We start from the raw sequence: 17314 nt of genomic DNA, 5'->3' as shown, positions 1-17314 counted from the left end.
ATATTTGATTGGAGCTCTGTAACGATGAAAGAAAAAAGCAAGAAAACTTACGATGCGGCTAGAACCAAGGAATTGATTCTTAACGCCGCAGAGGAATTGTTTGCCGAGCAAGGATATTCTGCAGCCCGCATCGATGCAATCGCCAATTTGGCCGGCTATAATAAAAGCTTGATTTATCAATATTTCAAAGATAAGTTAGGGCTTTACACCGAGGTCGTTAAAAGGGCCGACCAATTGGGCAATAAGATTTTTGAAGCGTTGGCTGGTGAGTTGCTATCTGATGAGGCGACTGCCAGCGATCCAGTTAAATTTCGACGGCTGCTGGAGGAAGTTATTCGGATATCGTATCAATTTTTATTGGACAATCCCCGCTATTTGAAAATCTTCTTGTGGGAATCAGCCGAGGAATGGAAGACATGGAAGCTCATCTCTTATTCACCCGATGATTATGTTCTCTTGTATGAGCTGGCGAAAGCCGCGAAGAGAAATGGAATTATTCGGAAGGATTTGGATGAGATGATGATTCCCATTCTTATGATGAACATGGTTATTCCGTTCGTGCAGTCTTACAAGCGTCTCAATGATATGCTGGATGATAAAGCAAAGTGGATGTCACAGGAACAATACAAAGATCAAATTGTAACGTTTGTTATTTGCGGAATTATGGAGCCGTCCTTGTTGTAATGCAGGATGGCCTTCCTTTTTCCTAAAATATAAATAACTAGTTAGTTTTAAATGGTGACATTCTTTATTTTCAAAAAGGAGATGGATGACAATGAGATTTCAGAACAAGGTTGCTATTGTAACTGGCGGAGCCGGCGGGATCGGGGAAACGACAGCCAGATTGTTCGCAGAGGAGGGAGCTTCAGTCGTTATTGCTGACTTGTCCGGGAAGGGGCAGGATGTGTCCGATGCGCTCAATGAAAGAGGGCTGGAGACCTGCTATATGAGAACGGATGTAACGAAAGAGGAAGAAGTGATTCGAATGGTCAAGCAGACGGTGCAAAGATACGGCAGGGTGGACAGTTTATTCGCGGGTGCGGGAATAGCCAGTGACGGACCTGCGGACCAGGTTGATTTGGACGTATGGGAGCGGACGATTGAAGTCAATCTGACAGGTGTATTTCTGTGCAATAAGCATGCTATCAAGCAAATGCTGATGCAAGGTTATGGAGGTACGATTGTAAACTGTGGATCGGTCCACAGTCATGTCGGTAAAGCGAGAGTTGCTGCTTATGCTGCATCCAAAGGCGGAGTCGAGATGCTCACGAAATCGACGGCAGTAGCTTATGCATCCAAAGGGATACGTGTCAATGCAGTATGTCCGGGATACATTCATACGAACCTTATTAGCGGGCTGGATGAGAGAATAGTGAATGTTCTCATTGGACAGCATCCCATCGGCAGGCTGGGAACAACTGAAGAAGTCGCCAAAGCCGTTCTGTTCCTGGCCAGTGACGATGCTTCTTTCATTACAGGCACAAGCCTGCTAGTCGACGGTGGTTACACGGCGGTTTGACAAGGAGGCTGCAGACGCGGCGAGGTTGGAACTCATTGGTGAGAAGCCCGACAACCCATAAAGAGTATTAGTTGACCTAGATTTTATTTATAATTATATTAGAGTTGAATATGGTAAAATATATGATTATACATATAAAAAGGGGTAAGTTATGAAGAGGTTTGATCTGAAAGCATTGTGTATTGGTTATATGGGGTTGTTTTTTTCAAGCTTCGTTCTAGTTTTATCCACATTTGTGCTATTGAAAGCTACAGGATTGGAAGAATGGCATAATGATTACGAGGATCTTATAGTGTTAGCTCTTTTTGCGTTATGCATGATCATTGGGGGTTACTACGCACAACGCCATACTAGAGAAGGTGTCATATGGAATCAAGCTTTAATATTGGGTCTAATTTTATTTACTTTGAGGTTTTCACAATCCATAATTTCGATAGGCGATCCCGAAAGCTATCCTTTTTTTGTGAGCTTTTTGATTGATCTCTGCCTCATAGCACCTCCATATATAGGAGGAAAGTTTGCTAAAATAGAGAAAAGATGGTATGGAAAGCGTGTGTAAGCTAATGTCGGCCCCCGACTGGGACTGACCCGTATCGTGAGACAAATCAAAACACCTTCAAGAGAATGCCCCGATGTCGTAAAATGTGGGGACAACTTGGAGGTGTTTTTGCGTTGAGGGTCAATTTTTCAAAGCGTCATTTATATTAGCTTATCATCCTATTAATGTAAAAAGTTGCTTTTTTTATATTGTTTATAGTACAGTCTCCGTGAGTAGTTTGTTTTGATGTTAATAGACGATGTAAGGTTATAACCTAAAAGGATGGATTCCATTTGTATACATATCGAATGTATAACCGCTATTCCACAAAAAAATCCGAGGTGCACAATGATCAGGGAGAAGTCGTTGCCTACATTGAACGAACTTATTCCAATCCCTTCATGAGATTGCTGGACATCATGACAGAAGGGTCCATGTTTGCCGATTATCGAATAACAGATGCGAATGATAAACTGGTTGTTGGACTGGGGAAAAATCATTCTGGATGGGAACACGTTGGCTGAGTGGAAAGAGACGCTGTCAATTCCGGCTAAAGCTAATTTCAAGCTGGTGGATCCTGCATTCTCTGAGCATGAACTGCTTCTACTAGGTATCTTCCATACTTATCTTCATTCTCCAAAATAAATAACGGGCTGATCAGCAGCCATATTAGCTGTCAGAGTAACGATTGAGAGTGTTTATCTCGCGGCGAATCCTTATCGTTGTAAGGGTTCATTAAAGTGATCTCAGTCAGAGGTGACTCTCCAGCCTCCATAAACGTTCGGTTGAGAAAAGCTAACAGAATATCCTTGTCCTCTTCGCTACCGAAGATGCGTTTGAAGACGAAATAAGCTTCGAAGGTAATACTTCAAGAGTAGGAGCACGGCGTCTGAATCTACCGCTAAAAGTCCTCGTTGAATAAGCTTCGTCAGCCTAGTGCTGGCCTTCCTTTTTAGCATATATGCATCAAGTTGACAAATGGACAAACCCCCTTCTAGTATAGGGGGAACATAATCTAATCTGCGGCTGAGGTGATTCGCGTTGAAATTGGAAAGGCTCCTGTCCATCATCATTCTGCTGCTGAACCGTCGAATGGTGCAGGCTAAGGAACTTGCGGAGCGGTTTGAGGTCTCCGTACGGACGATTTATCGGGACATCGAAACTATCAATGGGGCTGGCATCCCCATCGTCACCTACCAAGGAACCAATGGCGGCATTGGGCTGGCGGAAGGATACCGCTTGGACCGCAACATGCTGACGAACGACGAGCTTGCTGCCATTGTCACCGCGCTTCGAAGCATTTCCTCCTCCTACGGCAACGAGAAGCATCAGCGGCTTATGGAGAAAATTCATAGCGTTGTCCCGCCCGCAGACTCCGAAGCATTTCAGCGCAAGTTAGGTCGAGTATTGATCGACTACTCGCCTTGGGACGGCAACGAACAGCTTCGCCCCAAGCTGCAACTGTTAGAGAAAGCGGTTGATTACTGCCTCATAGCGGAATTCGTCTATTCCAATGCCGATGGTGAAATGTCACATAGGATCGTAGAGCCGCACAGGCTCATCCTGAAAGGAAAGCAATGGTATCTGCAAGCCTACTGCTTAGAGAAAGAGCAATTTCGTCTTTTCAAGCTAAAGCGAATGAAAGATTTAGAAATCGTCCCGGAGAAGACGTTTACTAGCCGAGAACTTCCGGTACAAGCGCGAACTTCAGACCCGAGCTCGTCTGAACCTTCTCGGGCGACACAAATCTCCCTGTGTTTCCAGGCTGAGGCTCGTCATTTGGCGGAGGAATGGTTTGGCATTGAGGCGCTTTGTCCAGTGGATGATGGCAGTTGGTTAGTAAAGAAGGCATATCCGGAAAATGAATGGTTGTATCGCTTTATTCTCGGCTTGGGTCACCATGTGGAGGTGCTTGAGCCTCCACATTTGCGGGAGATCATTGCTGATCGCGCTGAGCAAATTGCGAAAAAATATAGAAAAGAAAAACCAACCTGACAGATAGTTGTCAAGTTGGTTGTTTTATACTAAACTCATTCTAATCGTAGGAGTGATTCATGGTGAAACAAAAATGCAATGAGCCCAGCCGTGTCGAACAATTTCCCTCTTTCACGTTAGCCGGCATAAGCGCAGTCACAACAAATGCTGCCGAATTAAACGGCAGTGGAAAAATTGGCATGCTCTTTGAACAATTCCATTCAGACAACATTGTTGATCAATTGAGAGAATATCAACAACAACCTGGCCATTATAGCTGTTACTACAACTATGAAGAAGGCGATGCTGGACAGTATGAAATCATGGTCGGGGTGCGCGTTAAGGAAACACCGCAAGAACAATTTCCCGAATGCATAAAGACATTCATCGTTCCTGCTGCAAAATACGCGGTTTTCGTTACAGAGCGGGGACCGATTATAGAGGTGGTACAGCGAGCATGGTCCCATATTTGGGAATGGTCGCAGCAACCCGGCAATGAACGGGCGTTTTCCGGAGATTTTGAGTATTATGATCCGCATATCGACCCGAACGATGGACAAGCCGAAATTTATATTGCCTTATGCTAGCTGCCTGTATCATTGACGAAAGTTAAAGTAAGGGATGATCCGTATGGGTGAGATTGAAAATACTAAGGTAGCCGCTGTATTTGAACAATATCCGATAAATATTCAGAAGAAGCTGTTTTTTCTCCGTCAACTCATTTTGGATACGGCTTCCGAGACTGATGGGGTTGATTCCGTGGAAGAGACATTAAAATGGGGTGAGCCCAGTTATGTTACAAAAACAGGGAGCACCCTTAGAATGGGTTGGAAAAAGTCGAATCCAAGTCAGTATGCCCTGTATTTTAACTGTAACACGAAACTGGTTGAGACATTCAGGGAGTTCTACCGTGATACATTCATTTTTGAAGGAAACCGAGCGATTGTGTTCAAGGAAGACGACGACATATTCGTAGATGAATTAAAGCAATGTATTGCATCATCTCTCACTTACCATACTCGGAAGCATCTCCCTATGTTAGGTTTATGAACACATGACTAGTAGCCTCTGGGGCAGTGAAACCGACAATGGCGGCAGAGCGCATCACTGGCAGCGACGAGGTCAGGGGTTCGAGCCTCCTATTCTCCACCACTACCGCACATTACGACCTCTTCTGAGGGCTTTTATTTTGCCCAAAAAGTGCTCCTTACCCTTCCCAAGTACCCCCACTTGTCGAAGAAGCCATAACAAATGTGGCTTTAGAGTGAGAATAGATATATTTATTCCTTCTTCCCGTTCTTTCCTCTCTCACTTCTGCTCTTCGTGGACAATTCAGCTTTAAGTGGACCTAAGTAGTAACATTTTTTTATTTTATTCTTACCACCGCCACGAATCAGTTATATAAAGTAATTTCCAAACATTATCTTCAAACTGAAACACAAACAGCTGCGCATCTGTTTCAATTGCTTCGTAACCATCGATCTTCTCTGTATATTCTACCCAAACAGGTTTAGCACCATCAGGAGGTGTAAGGTCAGGTTTCACCGTGAAATCTAATTTATCGATACTTAAAAAGTGCTTTTTAAAATCAAGCTTCCCTTTAATCGGAGTCATATCTCCTGTAATGAATGAATTATGTGCATCAATGTCCTTCTCGTATAAAGCTTTCACCATGTTGTTTAATGTCTTGACGATCCCTAATTCATCGCCTTCATATTTACTTTCATCGATGTACTGAGGCGGTTGATCATTTATCGTTGCTGTAGGTATTGGACTTTCAGGCCGGCTTGAACCCTTATCAATTTGATTAATCGGTAAATCCGATTTTTCTTCACTTGTTGATTGAGTCAAATCCTCAGCTGACTTACATCCGAATAGAATCATAGAGATACAAATTAGGCATAAAAAAACAATCGCAGTTTTGGTCCTCTTCATCACATTTCCTCCGTAGGTTAGATCATTCATTAAATTATGATGTATATATCTGAACCATACTGGAATTCGAAGGGAAGATGAGGTAACCATCATAATAACTCAATGGTTTTGTCGTAGAGAGCATCCTAGAGTGTGTTAACCCCCCCTCTCTTTATAAAACGCATTCGAAGATGTTTTGTTGCAACGATACCCATTTTTTATAAATTATAGAGATGATTCAGTAACGGGAACTTACCATTTATAATAAACAAATATCGGATGAGGAAGAGGCAGAGATTGGTGAAATGCTGTCTTTTGTTTACAGTGGTGATGATTTACCGCAGGTTACCGTAGATCCTACTGTTTTTCAAGAGCAGCTAAACAATGAATGCTTGTATGAGGGCTTTTCTAACCTTACTTCCAAACAAAAAATCGTTGTTACACTCGCATACTCAGCGCTTTCAAAGGATAGCGAGATAGCTGTAATGCTTCATGCCAAGTACCTATTAGGACGAGGAGGTGAAAGACATGGATCAACCGCAATTTATTACTTTGGTTACATCATTGATTGGAAACTTCGGTTTCCCCATTGTTGTGACAGGGTATTTGTTGCTTCGCTTTGAAAAAAAGATCGACTCCCTTACAAACACGATGCAGGAGTTCAAGATTGCATTGACAGGAGAGAGTGATAAGAAAAATGACAAACGATGAGCTCCGGCTTATGCGTCATCACACATAGTATTTATAAGTAATCTACTTTTCCTCCAAATCATCCAGAAATTCTTCCCCCCAATAGCCATTTCCTTGGTCAATGTATCGAACATAATCTATTCGTATCCCCAACTATGTAACACCCCACCTACTCGATTTCTAATTACTCTGTTCTCTAGTCTAACAAAATTCTCTCAAAGTTTAGCAGTTGATTCTATACACCGTCTTATTTGAAGCTTACGATCACAATGGCTCTTCAACCAAATAAGGGAGTGTGCGTGAATTGTTTAATAGGTTTGATACTTGACATAAAATGGGTGGGTTAATATAATGAATGCGTATTCCCTTAAATTGCTAAAAAGGAGGATGGTTCTATGGTTGTGATTTAGTAATTTAACAAGGAGAGTAACAATAATGTTGGGAGGATGTTTTATGAAGCGTATACTTGTAATAATAATGACGCTTGTCCTATGCCTATCGATTTCTACTAGTAGTTTTGCATCTGAATCTGAGGTAAACACCTTTAATAACGAATCCTATCAAAGTACAAAATCACAAGTCATTCGTATATACACAAACCCTTCTTTAAAACCTCACTTAATCAAACGCGAGATTGTTGTAAATAATTCCACTTCTTCTATTGCTCCAGCAGCCGCGACAGACAGTTACGTAGACGTAATGAATTATTTGGATTTTAAACAAGGTCAATCATCCATTACTATGTCATATAAAATTGTAGCGGTTTCTGGTGTTGCACCAGATACATTGACAATCGCACAGACGGCGATGTATAAAAACTCACGACTCGGCATTCCTAGTACAAAAACCACCTTGACTGCTACAATATTAAAACCTAATATTAAGGTTGGGAAAACGGGATTAAAATCTTTTTCGGTCAGTAGCAGTAAATTTTGGTATTCGTCTATGAATGTAACTATCACTCAAGGTCGAAATGTTGGAACTTTCTATGGTCAAACAAAAACATTCTTAGCCAATAGTAAGGCGACTCTGTATCCATACTATAAGGATTCTACTTCTGGTAAAGTTATGACAGAACCTTCAACAACAACAATGTCTAAAACTACCTCAATAAAATGGGAAAAAGCTGATCGTGCAGCTTATATTAAAAAGTATAGTGAATTGTACCCGAAAAACGGGTATAAATGGGATGATTATGATATTCACCATATCAAACCGAGAGAATATGGAGGTACAAACGATTTTAATAACCTGATTCCTGTTCCCCGTAATTTTCATGTTTACACGGTAAATGATTGGTGGAGATACTATTAAGGAGCATGATATGGAGCAAAGTTTAGTTTTACAAACTTTAAATGGTTTAAAACAAAGATTGTCAGGGGAGTCAACACTGATTACACAAGACACAAATGGACATGTAAATGAGTGTCGCTTTTCATTCAATTCAGGTGTTGACGATAAGGAAATTGAAGAATTTGAGCAGTATACCAAGTGGAAACTGCCAGATGATTTGCTTGCTTTTTTGCGTCTTCACAATGGAGGGCGTTTTTTTGAAGATGAGTATGGAACATTCGTCCATTTATTAAAATTGTCTGAAATGATGCAATATCATACCGACTATATGCCTGATCACTATTATACAATCGCAATATATATGGGATGTCTCCTTATCGTAGATTCCGATGCAGTAAGGCGGGGAGACAAATATTATTTATATTGGTTTGAAGCAGGTGAGTTTTATAAATTAAATGATCGTTTCGATATCTTGTTCAACCGATGGATAGTCGCACAGGGGGAACCCTATTGGACGTGGAGTTTGTTTAAATTCGAATAGAAACTTGAAACCATCCCCAAATGCATCATCGAACATTTACCTCATAGCGATTTCTTTAAAACGAAAAAGCTTAAGAGCTATTTCTACAGCTACTTGAGCTTTTTTCTATTCTATTTGCTCTGAAACGTGAACCAGTCAGCCTTAAATAGTGTCTCCATAGCATCATTTTTTCTTCTCCGAATCTACTCTATGTTAAAATAAGTGCGTGAAATGTTCAGAATAAAGTCTTTATCAAAGATGGGTTTGGTGATAGAATTCGCAAGAGTCAAGTAAAGGATCACTCCTTCGAGCGATCCTTTACTATTTTCGATATTTTTCTAAAATTGCTTTCCGAGAATACCACATATTTATCAGTACCCTCGAAATACCCTCTGAACTGAAAAAACTCCGTTTTCTCAACTCGGATAATTTTCTGAAAATCTGCGACCTGTGCGCGATCCGTCTTCTCGAAATTGTATCCCGAGTTATTTAGGTTTTCTACAAGCAGGCTTAGATTGTTGCCTAGTGTGAAGTAATACATTTCTGTTGCTGAATGGACCTGAATACTTGCTTCATAGAGTTGGAAATACAGGATGCAGTCCAGTAGCAAAGACACTATGCCTGTTGCGCCTTTTGGATCTCGACTAACAGGGAGCTCCTTAACCCACTCCATACGCTCCTCCTACTGCAATTCTTCAGGCATTTCAGGATCGTACAGACCCCAAGAACAAGCAAAGGAAGCTTGTGCAAATGCAACCATGCCTAAAATCGAAGAAATTGCGAACAATACTATTAGCTTAAATTTTCTCATATGCGTCATCACCCCCCTTTCCTGAACTGTATGAGCGTTACGGCTTGCAGGAAAAATGCTATGGCTAGAACGGGCGACATCACAATAAAATTGACAGCTATTATCGCCCCTCCTGCTAGCTTAATAATCTGATGTTGCTTCACGATTGCTCTATTTCCTTGAGGTGCGTATATGATGCAGAGCAGGAGACTTCCTATAGTTAATATCAAGATGGCAGTTGTGGAATGTACATATTGGGCGAGTATCGGAACGACATTAAAGCCGATAACAGTTGTTGCGATACAAGCTGTTGGCGATGAGAAATGGCGACCGCCTGTAATGAAACGCAATAAGGGAAATACAATGATTATTGACAGAACCTCTAAAGCTTGTTCGAGTAAAAGACCGATTAATAATGCCACACTGGTAATGATCGTACTTACAATAATCGTCTCTATAGCGTAACTCTGAACAGGGAGACTGACAGAGTGATGAGGATTTGCCGAGTGAATTCTGACCGCCAAATTGTTTGCAAGCTTACGACTCCAATTCATTATAAGCCTTCCTCCTTCTCCATTTTATTACTTAACAGAAGAAGTGCAGTAAGGGTAACAACGGCAGCAATTATCATGGTAAGTTTGTTTACATAAATAAACTGCAGTATTAAGGCAATCAAAATAACTTCCAGCATGACTAACCAGAGATGCTTCCACCGCCACGAAGGAAAGTCAAATACGAACCCGCGACCACGATAGTAATAGAGGAATAAGAAGGTAAACATAACGATTGCCGTCATGACTTGAGCTAACACTAAGAAGAATAAATTTCCTTGGACAGCCGCCATATCGACTCCAAGAGTATCAAAGAGCAGCAATAAGGACATTTGAACAGTACCGAGGAGTGCGTAACCCGTTGACATCATAATGGATGCCCAGACAACCCGAATCTTACTGACGAAGGTAATAAATAAGGTGTAAGCTAGGAGGTAGGTACTAGGGACGAGAATAGTGTAAATGTTAACGATAGTTATATCTCTCATCGAGTAGGAGAACACAGCTAATAATAGACTGAGCATTAACTTCTTCCAGATAAATTCTTTGAAGTGGAATCGAAACAGCATGTAGCTAGCCGTTATCGTACAAAATGCTTCCAGAGTATACACTGTTATGTATATGAGAGAATTCAACCGTCTACACTCCTTTTAAGCAGATAATGACTTAATTATACACAATTTCCTTGTTGCTTACGAGAGAAAATTGAGAGAAAGTGGGTTTATTCAAAGAATAAATGTTTATATCCCCACTAGTACCTTGACTACATCAATTTTATGGTTTAAGTAAACAAGCGAGACGTACAGAGTTAGACCTTCAATCATGAGCGACCATGAACAAGCTCGTCCGTGTTCATTCTATGTGATTTTTCGAACAGAACGGGTTCCACGTTTGCTATATTGCGAATTGTATGTGATTTATCGTATACAATTGCGAATTTAGCTTCTTGAAGGCCAAATGTATGTGATTATTCATATACAATGGGTCACGCGGGCCTGCTTGTCGGTGCACCGCGCGCAGCTCCCAGCGCGCGGTGGGACGGTACGGGTGTCACCACACAGATGTGGTCAAGGTATTAGGAATGAGACTGGTGAACAAATAATGCGCCGAAACTTCCACATTAATACTTGTATGCAGTTGGTGGAGATATTATTAAGAGGAGAGAGACTAGAATGGAAAATAGCTCAATTGAGAAAACCTTGACTGGACTAAAACAGCGCTTATCCGAGAACGCAACACTTACTATACAAGGTCCACAAGGGTATGTAACGGAGTGCTGTCACCGCCATGCATTGGAAAGCTAGATCCACTGAATATAGGTTGATGAGGTCCATTAAAGTTTGGTAAAATTATGTAATTAAATCGATGGAGCTGGAGGAGATAAAGAATGGGTTTCACTCAAGTGATTGTTGAAGTATTTGAGGCCATACAAGAAGGTGATGCTTCGCGATTGAACAACCTTTTGGAGTCTGATTCGAACCTTGCAAATACGGAAAATAGCGATGGCCTCACACCCTTGGGATTCGCAGCGCATTTTGGGAAGAAAGAAGTGGTACAGGTATTGTTAGATCATGGCGCCCGCATTGATGCAGTATCTCATTCCACAATCTCTTACATCCCTTCTAATACACCGTTGCATGCTGCGATTGCAGGGGAAAGAAGCATGGATGTCATCAAATTGCTATTGTCTCAAAAAGCGCAAACAAATATATTGGATAGTAACGGTCATACTTGCTTGCATACTGCTGCCTTTCATGATGATAATATAGCAATTATTCGTTTATTAATCGAACATGGCGCCGATGCAAATGCGATTTCTGAAGAAGGGGATACTGCATTAGCTCTTGCAGTCAAGCAAGGCAACCATAATGTGGCTGAATTTCTTCGCGAGCATCAATTAGGAAAATAAGGCTTCTCCTCTTTGTCGCACATAATATGCAGGAATGGTTGGGTTATCGTGTTGAAAAGGAACAGCGGCTATAAAGGGATAGCGATATTTCTGGCATTTCTGCTCATTTTGTTCATTCCTCTAGCATTCTTTATTTTTGAAGATTCCAATGCGGAGGCGCCGTTGTCTCAGGACGGCTTTATCGATTTGTCCCAGTGGGATTTTGAGCACGATGGTATTGCCGCCTTGAATGGAGAGTGGGATTTTTATTCGGATGTCCTTTTATCGCCTGCAGATTTCGATACGAAGACGCTGCCGCAGAGATGGCCTGTCCAAGTGCCAAGCCGCTGGGTGAGCATCGGGGACGGCGGGATCATGGCTGATCAGGGAATCGGTACATACCGGCTAAAGGTTAAAGTAAATGAGGGCATTCCTCTATACGGGCTAAAGACAAAAAATATTAGATCGGCAGCCAAACTGTTCGTTAATGGAATAGAAGCCGGCAACAGCGGCAATCCTGCTGCAAGCAAGGATGCAGGCTACGAAACGAACGTTGTTCCTATTGTCACTTTTTTTCCCGCAGGCGGGGACGGTACGCTGGACATTGTGCTGCAAGTGGCCAATCTGGATTATTATAATGGCGGCATTATCCAACCCGTTTATTTGGGAAGCAAAGATAGCATCTTGAACCATACGCTCAAGGTCAATATATATGAAATAGTGGGCATCATGACCTTCCTCTTGTCCGGAATCTATTATCTCGGTATTTTTCTGAACCGGAGGCAGGATCGGCATTTCCTCTATTCAAGCCTGTTTTGCTTGACTCATGCTTACATTACGGCTACGGATAATGAAAAAATATTCAACAAGCTGTTTGATACGCTTCCTTTTATGTGGATATTAAAACTCAAGATCGCCGCGATTTGCCTGAGCATCCTTGTTGCGGCTTTGCTTATACAGGAAATGGGCAAGGCCTTTATTCCTGCGCCTGCAGTAAAGACGATTGCCGTGGTCATGTCAGTTAATGCGGGATTAATTATAGCTGCTCCAGTCGCGTCTATCGCGATGCTGGAGCAATTGATGGGACCTCTCTATCTGATCGCCTATGCAACAATAGCCGTTTTCGTCTTCCTGGCGATCCGGAAGAAACAATACGGCCGATTGGGCAAGTGGATGTCTATTTTGCTGCTTGGCGGCATTCTGCTCCTTATTTTATCCTATGCCAGCGCGTTTCTTTATTTCTTCTCCGTCATCCAAACGTATATCCCCTTGTGGTTCCTGGTGTTTCTGCTGCTTGGCATGGGCGCTATGTTTGTCAAAGAGTACTCCAAAGCCTATGATGACCTCGAAGCGATCAGCCATGAGCTAATCGAAGCGGACAGGTTGAAGGATGAGTTTCTCATTCATACCTCCCATGAGTTCAAGACGCCTCTACACGGGATTATGAATATGGCGCAAGCCGTGCTGGACAAAGGGACTGGCGATTCTGCGGGAAAGCAGGAGGAAACGCTGATCTATATTATCGCGATTGCGGCGAGACTTTCCAGTCTGGTTAACGATATTATTGATGTTCAAAGCCTGAAAAATAATAAACTGCGGTTAAATCCAAGAAGCTTCGACATCAACGGTACGGTGGTAGCTGTCCTTCAGATGCTGAAGGACATGAGAAAGGGCGATGACATTAAGCTGATTAACCGTATTCCTGTCGGGGAATGGCATGTTTATGCGGATGAAAACAGATTTAAACAGATCGTTGTGAATCTGATAAACAATGCTTTGAAGTATACGGAGAAAGGCTATGTGGAAATCAATGCGGAAGCCACAGATGGCAACATCTGCATACGCGTCGTGGACACGGGGATCGGGATGGACGCTGCGGAGCAGGAGGAGCTTTTTAAAGGCGGCATGCATACCGGAGCAGTCAATTTCTCGAACGCACACTCATCGGGGCTGGGGCTTTCCATATCACGTATGCTGGCGGCGAGAATGGATGGAGAGCTGTATCTGGAATATTCGGAGCCGCATAAAGGCTCAAGCTTTGTCCTCAAGCTTCCCCAAGCGATGGATCATGCCCATGATGCGGACTTGAAGGAGCAGTTGGAAGCTCAAGAGAAAGCTAGCGAGCATCATGCCAATGAAATCGCCGGCGCTCTAGGAGAGAACTGCGACAAGGATAAGCGGAGGATTCTCATTGTGGATGACGAGCCTTCCAATATCAAGGTTCTGAAGGAGATATTCCATGCGGATGAGTACGAAATACTGGTTGCCTATAATGGTTACAGAGCGTTGGAGTTGATTAAGGGCTGCAGAGATTTGTCTATCGTTCTGCTGGATGTTATGATGCCCGGATTATCCGGTTATGAGGTGTGTACAAGAATACGTGAAGAATACGAGCTGTTCGAGCTTCCGATTCTGCTGATGACGGTCAGAAACACGCCGCAGGATGTTGCTATAGGGCTGGAAGCCGGAGCCAATGATTTTGTGGTTAAGCCGTTTGATGCCAAGGAGCTGAAGGCAAGGGTGCAAACCCTCCAGAAGATGAAAGAAGCGGTCGGAAATGCGATAAAAATGGAAAGCGTGTTTTTACAGTCGCAAATCCAGCCTCATTTTCTATACAATGCGTTGAACATTATTATATCCCTGTGCCATAGCGATGGCCCAAGGGCAGGACACCTTCTGGAGGAGTTAAGCAACTATTTGCGCTGCAGCTTTGACATTGATCCCCACCATTCCATTGTCAGCTTGAAGACGGAACTATCATTGGTTAATTCCTATGTGGAGCTGGAGAAGGCGCGTTTCGAGGAACGATTGTCGGTCGAGTTCGATATTGAGGAGCGCGCGCTTGGTTGCAGAATCCCGGCCTTAACTTTACAGCCCTTGGTTGAAAATGCGGTGCGCCATGGACTGATGAAGCGGATTTCAGGCGGCACGGTTCGGATATCCGCAGTGCTTGATAACAGCGGGTTAATGCTGACCGTAGCGGACGATGGATTGGGAATCGATGCCAAGAAGCTTGAAACGCTGCTGGACCACCGCCTGTCGACAGGCAGCATCGGCTTGAAAAACGTTCATAAAAGATTGTGCAATCAATATGGGCAAGGTCTGCAAATTGAAAGCATAGCAGGCAAGGGGACTACTGTCGCCATCCATATCCCGGTTAAGTATATTCGCAGTGATTATTCATTCAGTCAGGGCAGCAGCTTCAACTGATGAGCGAGCCGCAAAATTTTTGTTATTATTAAATACGCCTATGGACATACCGATAGGGCATGTTCATAGGCGTATTCTGCATATCTCCCGACCACTTTATCGTTAAGCGGCAACGTCGCGCTTGGTGAATAGAAGCCAGGCGACTAATTGGAATACCAGATAATAAGCAACGAGCATCATAATGGAGAATGAGAGCGTCATGTCCGGTCGAAGCGGAGAGGCGCCTTCGAGATATTGAGTCAGATCGATGTTGGCGAAGAGCAGGTACTTCACCCAACCGTAGCCGCTCAATATTGCCGTTAGTGTAGTGCCGATGAGCATGAACAGGAGCGAGAAGGCGATGGCCATCGAAGAGCTGCGAAATGCGGCCGAGATCATAAAGGCCATCGTTACGTACATGATCAGCGATACGACTGCGAAGCCATATTTTTGCAAAGCATGCACGATCATGGAACTCTCCTGGACGACATTATCCGCGTTAATCGACAGATGGGGTTGGTTTACACCGCTGAAGCCCTCCAGTATTCCTCCAGCGGCAAAGGCGGACGCAAAGCATAATAGAAGCAGCAGCAGCGCGAATCCCATTGTAGCTATATATTTGCTGGCCAAGATTTTGGTTCGCGAAGCGGGTCCGACAAGGAGCAGCTTAATCGTGCCCCAAGAGAATTCTGCAGCGATCATGTCTGCGGCAATAATGACCGTCAATAGTGTGACGAGTATGGTCAAGGAGGCCGAGGTGTTCACATAGTCCCACAGCTGAAGCTCGTTCGGATTGATGTCGTGGTCCAAATAATAGTCATTGAGTTTGATTCGTTCATTTAAGTATGCTTTGTGATCAGGATTGAGATCCCTATTGTCCGCCAGCTGTTTTTGTATGCCGGCATTTTCCTGTGATATGATCTGCTTCCAGTTGGCGTGATTATCCTCACGTTCGTCCCATTTCATAATTCCGCTAAGCAGCGCGACAGTGAGGATGAGGAATGCAATCATGACCCAAGTCCGGGGGCGGCGATATATTTTCATATTTTCATTACGAATAAGCTTCGATAAACTAGACAACCATCTCACCTCCGGTAATTTCGAGGAATTGCTCTTCCAACGATTTCTGCACAGCATGAATGCCGTAAATTTCGATTTCGGCGGTTACGAGAAGCTTGGCGATGCTCGGTATGGCTGTTTTATCCGCTATAAGCTCTAGCTGGTTGCCGGATACGGATACCTTTGATGCATCGAACATGGAGACGAGCAGAGTCTGGGCGGCGGGAATATCATGGGCTTCGATGATGATTTTCGTCTGCGCGGTATCCCGGGTTTCCTGCAAGGAACGGATATCGACAAGCTTGCCCGCCTGGATGATGGCGACACGGTCGCACATGAGCTCCATCTCGGACAACAGATGGGAGGAGACGATGACCGAAATGCCTTCTTCGCGGGTCAGCCTGCGCAAATAATCACGCAGCTCGCGAATGCCCGCAGGATCAAGGCCGTTGGTCGGCTCGTCAAGAATGAGCAGAGAAGGGCGATGCAGAATCGCTTGCGCGACGCCAAGGCGCTGCCTCATGCCAAGGGAATAACGCTTGACCTTCTCGTGGATGCGGTTTTGCAGTCCAAGCATATGGATGACCTCGTTGATCCGTTCTTTTGTAATGCCGCTGTGCCGGCGTGCGAAGTGGGTCAAGTTCTGGTAGCCGGTCAGAAATTTATACATTTCCGGATTCTCGACTATGGCCCCGACGTGGGTCATGGCGAGCTCAAACTGATTGCGGACCGAAACGCCCTTAATGATCGCTTCGCCCTTCGTCATCGAGATCAAACCGACGATCATGCGAATCGTCGTTGTTTTGCCTGCACCGTTCGGCCCTAGAAATCCGAATACTTCGCCTGCGGGTATATCGAAGGTAAGATTATCGACGATCGTGCGGCTGCCTATTTTTTTGGTCAGGTTGCGAAGCTGCAACACGGCTTCAGTTGTCATGCCATTAAACCTCCTGGAATTTGTTCTACAACAGAACTATACCGAAAGTACTCATCGTGCAAAATAGACCTTCGATCAGGATTTTCCCCCTGCTTAGGTCGAGGATGGTATGATAATTATTAGTTTGGAATTGTTTTCTCCGGTTTTCCAAAATCATGATATAATGGGCCCATTCGAATACCCACTCATTCTATAGGTGCGAATGTGAAGCTCACATGAAATCCCTGGGAGATTCGCACCTCGCTTATGGCGCGGGTTTCAGGGATTTTGCATACATAAATTCCCATTTACGACCCTCGAAAAATGAGGTTCGCACTAAAGCGCTTCCAAAGCCTTGCCAGACATGGGCTCAAAACGCCCGCTGTCGCTCCCCGTACGGGAGCGTGGATTGAAATAGATGTTAAACAAGTCTTAGCATTTATGGAAAAGTCGCTCCCCGTGCGGGAGCGTGG

Annotated in this window: 20 protein-coding genes, 1 pseudogene and 1 CRISPR repeat array (1 of these 22 only partly in view); of the genes and pseudogenes, 13 read left to right on the top strand and 8 right to left on the bottom strand. The window is 43.7% G+C overall.

Annotated elements, in window-relative coordinates; translation table 11 throughout:
• Positions 1-24: 24 nt before the first annotated feature.
• From L6H65_RS07440 to L6H65_RS26895, 5 genes are all read left to right on the top strand, one after another.
• Entirely contained in the window at positions 25-684 is a 660-nt protein-coding gene (locus tag L6H65_RS07440) for a TetR/AcrR family transcriptional regulator (protein ID WP_236339862.1), read from the top strand.
• A gap of 91 nt (positions 685-775) precedes the next feature.
• Entirely contained in the window at positions 776-1519 is a 744-nt protein-coding gene (locus L6H65_RS07435; RefSeq protein WP_236339861.1) for an SDR family NAD(P)-dependent oxidoreductase, read from the top strand.
• A 151-nt stretch (positions 1520-1670) separates the two neighbouring features.
• Positions 1671-2078, top strand: coding sequence for a hypothetical protein (locus L6H65_RS07430; protein ID WP_236339860.1), 408 nt, complete (start codon positions 1671-1673; stop codon positions 2076-2078).
• Positions 2079-2350: 272 nt separating this feature from the next.
• Positions 2351-2581 (top strand): tubby C-terminal domain-like protein, encoded by a 231-nt coding sequence (locus tag L6H65_RS07425; protein WP_236339859.1) that lies wholly within the window; start codon positions 2351-2353, stop codon positions 2579-2581.
• Positions 2517-2702: a tubby C-terminal domain-like protein gene (locus tag L6H65_RS26895; RefSeq protein WP_443093982.1), complete on the top strand. Its 186-nt coding sequence runs from the start codon at positions 2517-2519 to the stop codon at positions 2700-2702. Before L6H65_RS07425 ends, L6H65_RS26895 begins: the two co-directional genes overlap by 65 nt.
• 46 nt (positions 2703-2748) lie before the next feature.
• Here L6H65_RS26895 and L6H65_RS07420 read toward each other — a convergent pair.
• Positions 2749-2922: pseudogene (locus L6H65_RS07420) on the bottom strand (PD-(D/E)XK nuclease family transposase); the annotation flags it as partial.
• A 176-nt stretch (positions 2923-3098) separates the two neighbouring features.
• Between L6H65_RS07420 and L6H65_RS07415 the strand changes: the two are divergent.
• The 3 genes from L6H65_RS07415 to L6H65_RS07405 are packed head-to-tail and all read left to right on the top strand — an operon-like array spanning position 3099 to position 5081.
• Complete coding sequence (locus L6H65_RS07415) at positions 3099-4052, top strand: helix-turn-helix transcriptional regulator (RefSeq protein WP_236339858.1); 954 nt, start codon at positions 3099-3101, stop codon at positions 4050-4052.
• A gap of 59 nt (positions 4053-4111) precedes the next feature.
• A complete protein-coding gene (locus tag L6H65_RS07410) occupies positions 4112-4618 on the top strand; it encodes a GyrI-like domain-containing protein (RefSeq protein ID WP_236339857.1) in 507 nt (168 codons plus the stop codon).
• A gap of 43 nt (positions 4619-4661) precedes the next feature.
• Positions 4662-5081, top strand: coding sequence for a DUF1801 domain-containing protein (locus L6H65_RS07405; RefSeq protein WP_236339856.1), 420 nt, complete (start codon positions 4662-4664; stop codon positions 5079-5081).
• A gap of 327 nt (positions 5082-5408) precedes the next feature.
• Here L6H65_RS07405 and L6H65_RS07400 read toward each other — a convergent pair whose 3' ends face one another.
• Positions 5409-5966, bottom strand: a complete 558-nt coding sequence (locus L6H65_RS07400) for a hypothetical protein (RefSeq protein ID WP_236339855.1) — start codon at positions 5964-5966, stop codon at positions 5409-5411.
• A gap of 507 nt (positions 5967-6473) precedes the next feature.
• Here L6H65_RS07400 and L6H65_RS07395 point away from each other — a divergent pair.
• From L6H65_RS07395 to L6H65_RS07385, 3 genes are all read left to right on the top strand, one after another.
• A complete protein-coding gene (locus L6H65_RS07395) occupies positions 6474-6656 on the top strand; it encodes a YvrJ family protein (protein WP_236339854.1) in 183 nt (60 codons plus the stop codon).
• Positions 6657-7088: 432 nt separating this feature from the next.
• Complete coding sequence (locus tag L6H65_RS07390; RefSeq protein WP_236339853.1) at positions 7089-7949, top strand: HNH endonuclease signature motif containing protein; 861 nt, start codon at positions 7089-7091, stop codon at positions 7947-7949.
• A gap of 10 nt (positions 7950-7959) precedes the next feature.
• On the top strand, positions 7960-8469 hold the full coding sequence (locus L6H65_RS07385; RefSeq protein WP_236339852.1) for an SMI1/KNR4 family protein: 510 nt from the start codon (positions 7960-7962) through the stop codon (positions 8467-8469).
• A 277-nt stretch (positions 8470-8746) separates the two neighbouring features.
• Here L6H65_RS07385 and L6H65_RS07380 read toward each other — a convergent pair whose 3' ends face one another.
• From L6H65_RS07380 to L6H65_RS07365, 4 genes are read right to left on the bottom strand one after another with little or no spacing between them, the layout of a single operon-like run.
• Complete coding sequence (locus L6H65_RS07380) at positions 8747-9121, bottom strand: hypothetical protein (protein WP_236339851.1); 375 nt, start codon at positions 9119-9121, stop codon at positions 8747-8749.
• 9 nt (positions 9122-9130) lie between these two features.
• On the bottom strand, positions 9131-9259 hold the full coding sequence (locus L6H65_RS07375; RefSeq protein WP_236339850.1) for a cyclic lactone autoinducer peptide: 129 nt from the start codon (positions 9257-9259) through the stop codon (positions 9131-9133).
• Between the two features lie 8 nt (positions 9260-9267).
• Positions 9268-9792 carry an accessory gene regulator B family protein gene (locus tag L6H65_RS07370; protein ID WP_236339849.1) on the bottom strand — a complete coding sequence of 175 codons (525 nt, stop codon included), beginning with the start codon at positions 9790-9792 and terminating at the stop codon, positions 9268-9270.
• Entirely contained in the window at positions 9792-10160 is a 369-nt protein-coding gene (locus tag L6H65_RS07365) for a hypothetical protein (protein ID WP_236339848.1), read from the bottom strand. The genes L6H65_RS07370 and L6H65_RS07365 overlap by 1 nt, the downstream gene beginning before the upstream one ends.
• Before the next feature lie 1016 nt (positions 10161-11176).
• Here L6H65_RS07365 and L6H65_RS07360 point away from each other — a divergent pair.
• On the top strand, positions 11177-11698 hold the full coding sequence (locus L6H65_RS07360; protein ID WP_236339847.1) for an ankyrin repeat domain-containing protein: 522 nt from the start codon (positions 11177-11179) through the stop codon (positions 11696-11698).
• 48 nt (positions 11699-11746) lie between these two features.
• Complete coding sequence (locus tag L6H65_RS07355) at positions 11747-14887, top strand: hybrid sensor histidine kinase/response regulator (protein WP_236339846.1); 3141 nt, start codon at positions 11747-11749, stop codon at positions 14885-14887.
• Between the two features lie 102 nt (positions 14888-14989).
• Here L6H65_RS07355 and L6H65_RS07350 read toward each other — a convergent pair whose 3' ends face one another.
• Together L6H65_RS07350 and L6H65_RS07345 are read right to left on the bottom strand one after the other, a co-directional pair.
• Entirely contained in the window at positions 14990-15946 is a 957-nt protein-coding gene (locus tag L6H65_RS07350; protein WP_236339845.1) for an ABC transporter permease, read from the bottom strand.
• Positions 15939-16862, bottom strand: coding sequence for an ABC transporter ATP-binding protein (locus L6H65_RS07345; RefSeq protein ID WP_236339844.1), 924 nt, complete (start codon positions 16860-16862; stop codon positions 15939-15941). Before L6H65_RS07345 ends, L6H65_RS07350 begins: the two co-directional genes overlap by 8 nt.
• Before the next feature lie 363 nt (positions 16863-17225).
• Positions 17226-17314: a CRISPR direct-repeat array (repeat unit 32 nt) (it continues 536 nt past the right edge of the window).

Source organism: Paenibacillus plantiphilus, from assembly GCF_927798095.1.
In the GTDB taxonomy this organism is placed as follows: domain Bacteria; phylum Bacillota; class Bacilli; order Paenibacillales; family Paenibacillaceae; genus Paenibacillus_Z; species Paenibacillus_Z plantiphilus.
This window is presented reverse-complemented; position numbering and strand designations above follow the sequence as displayed.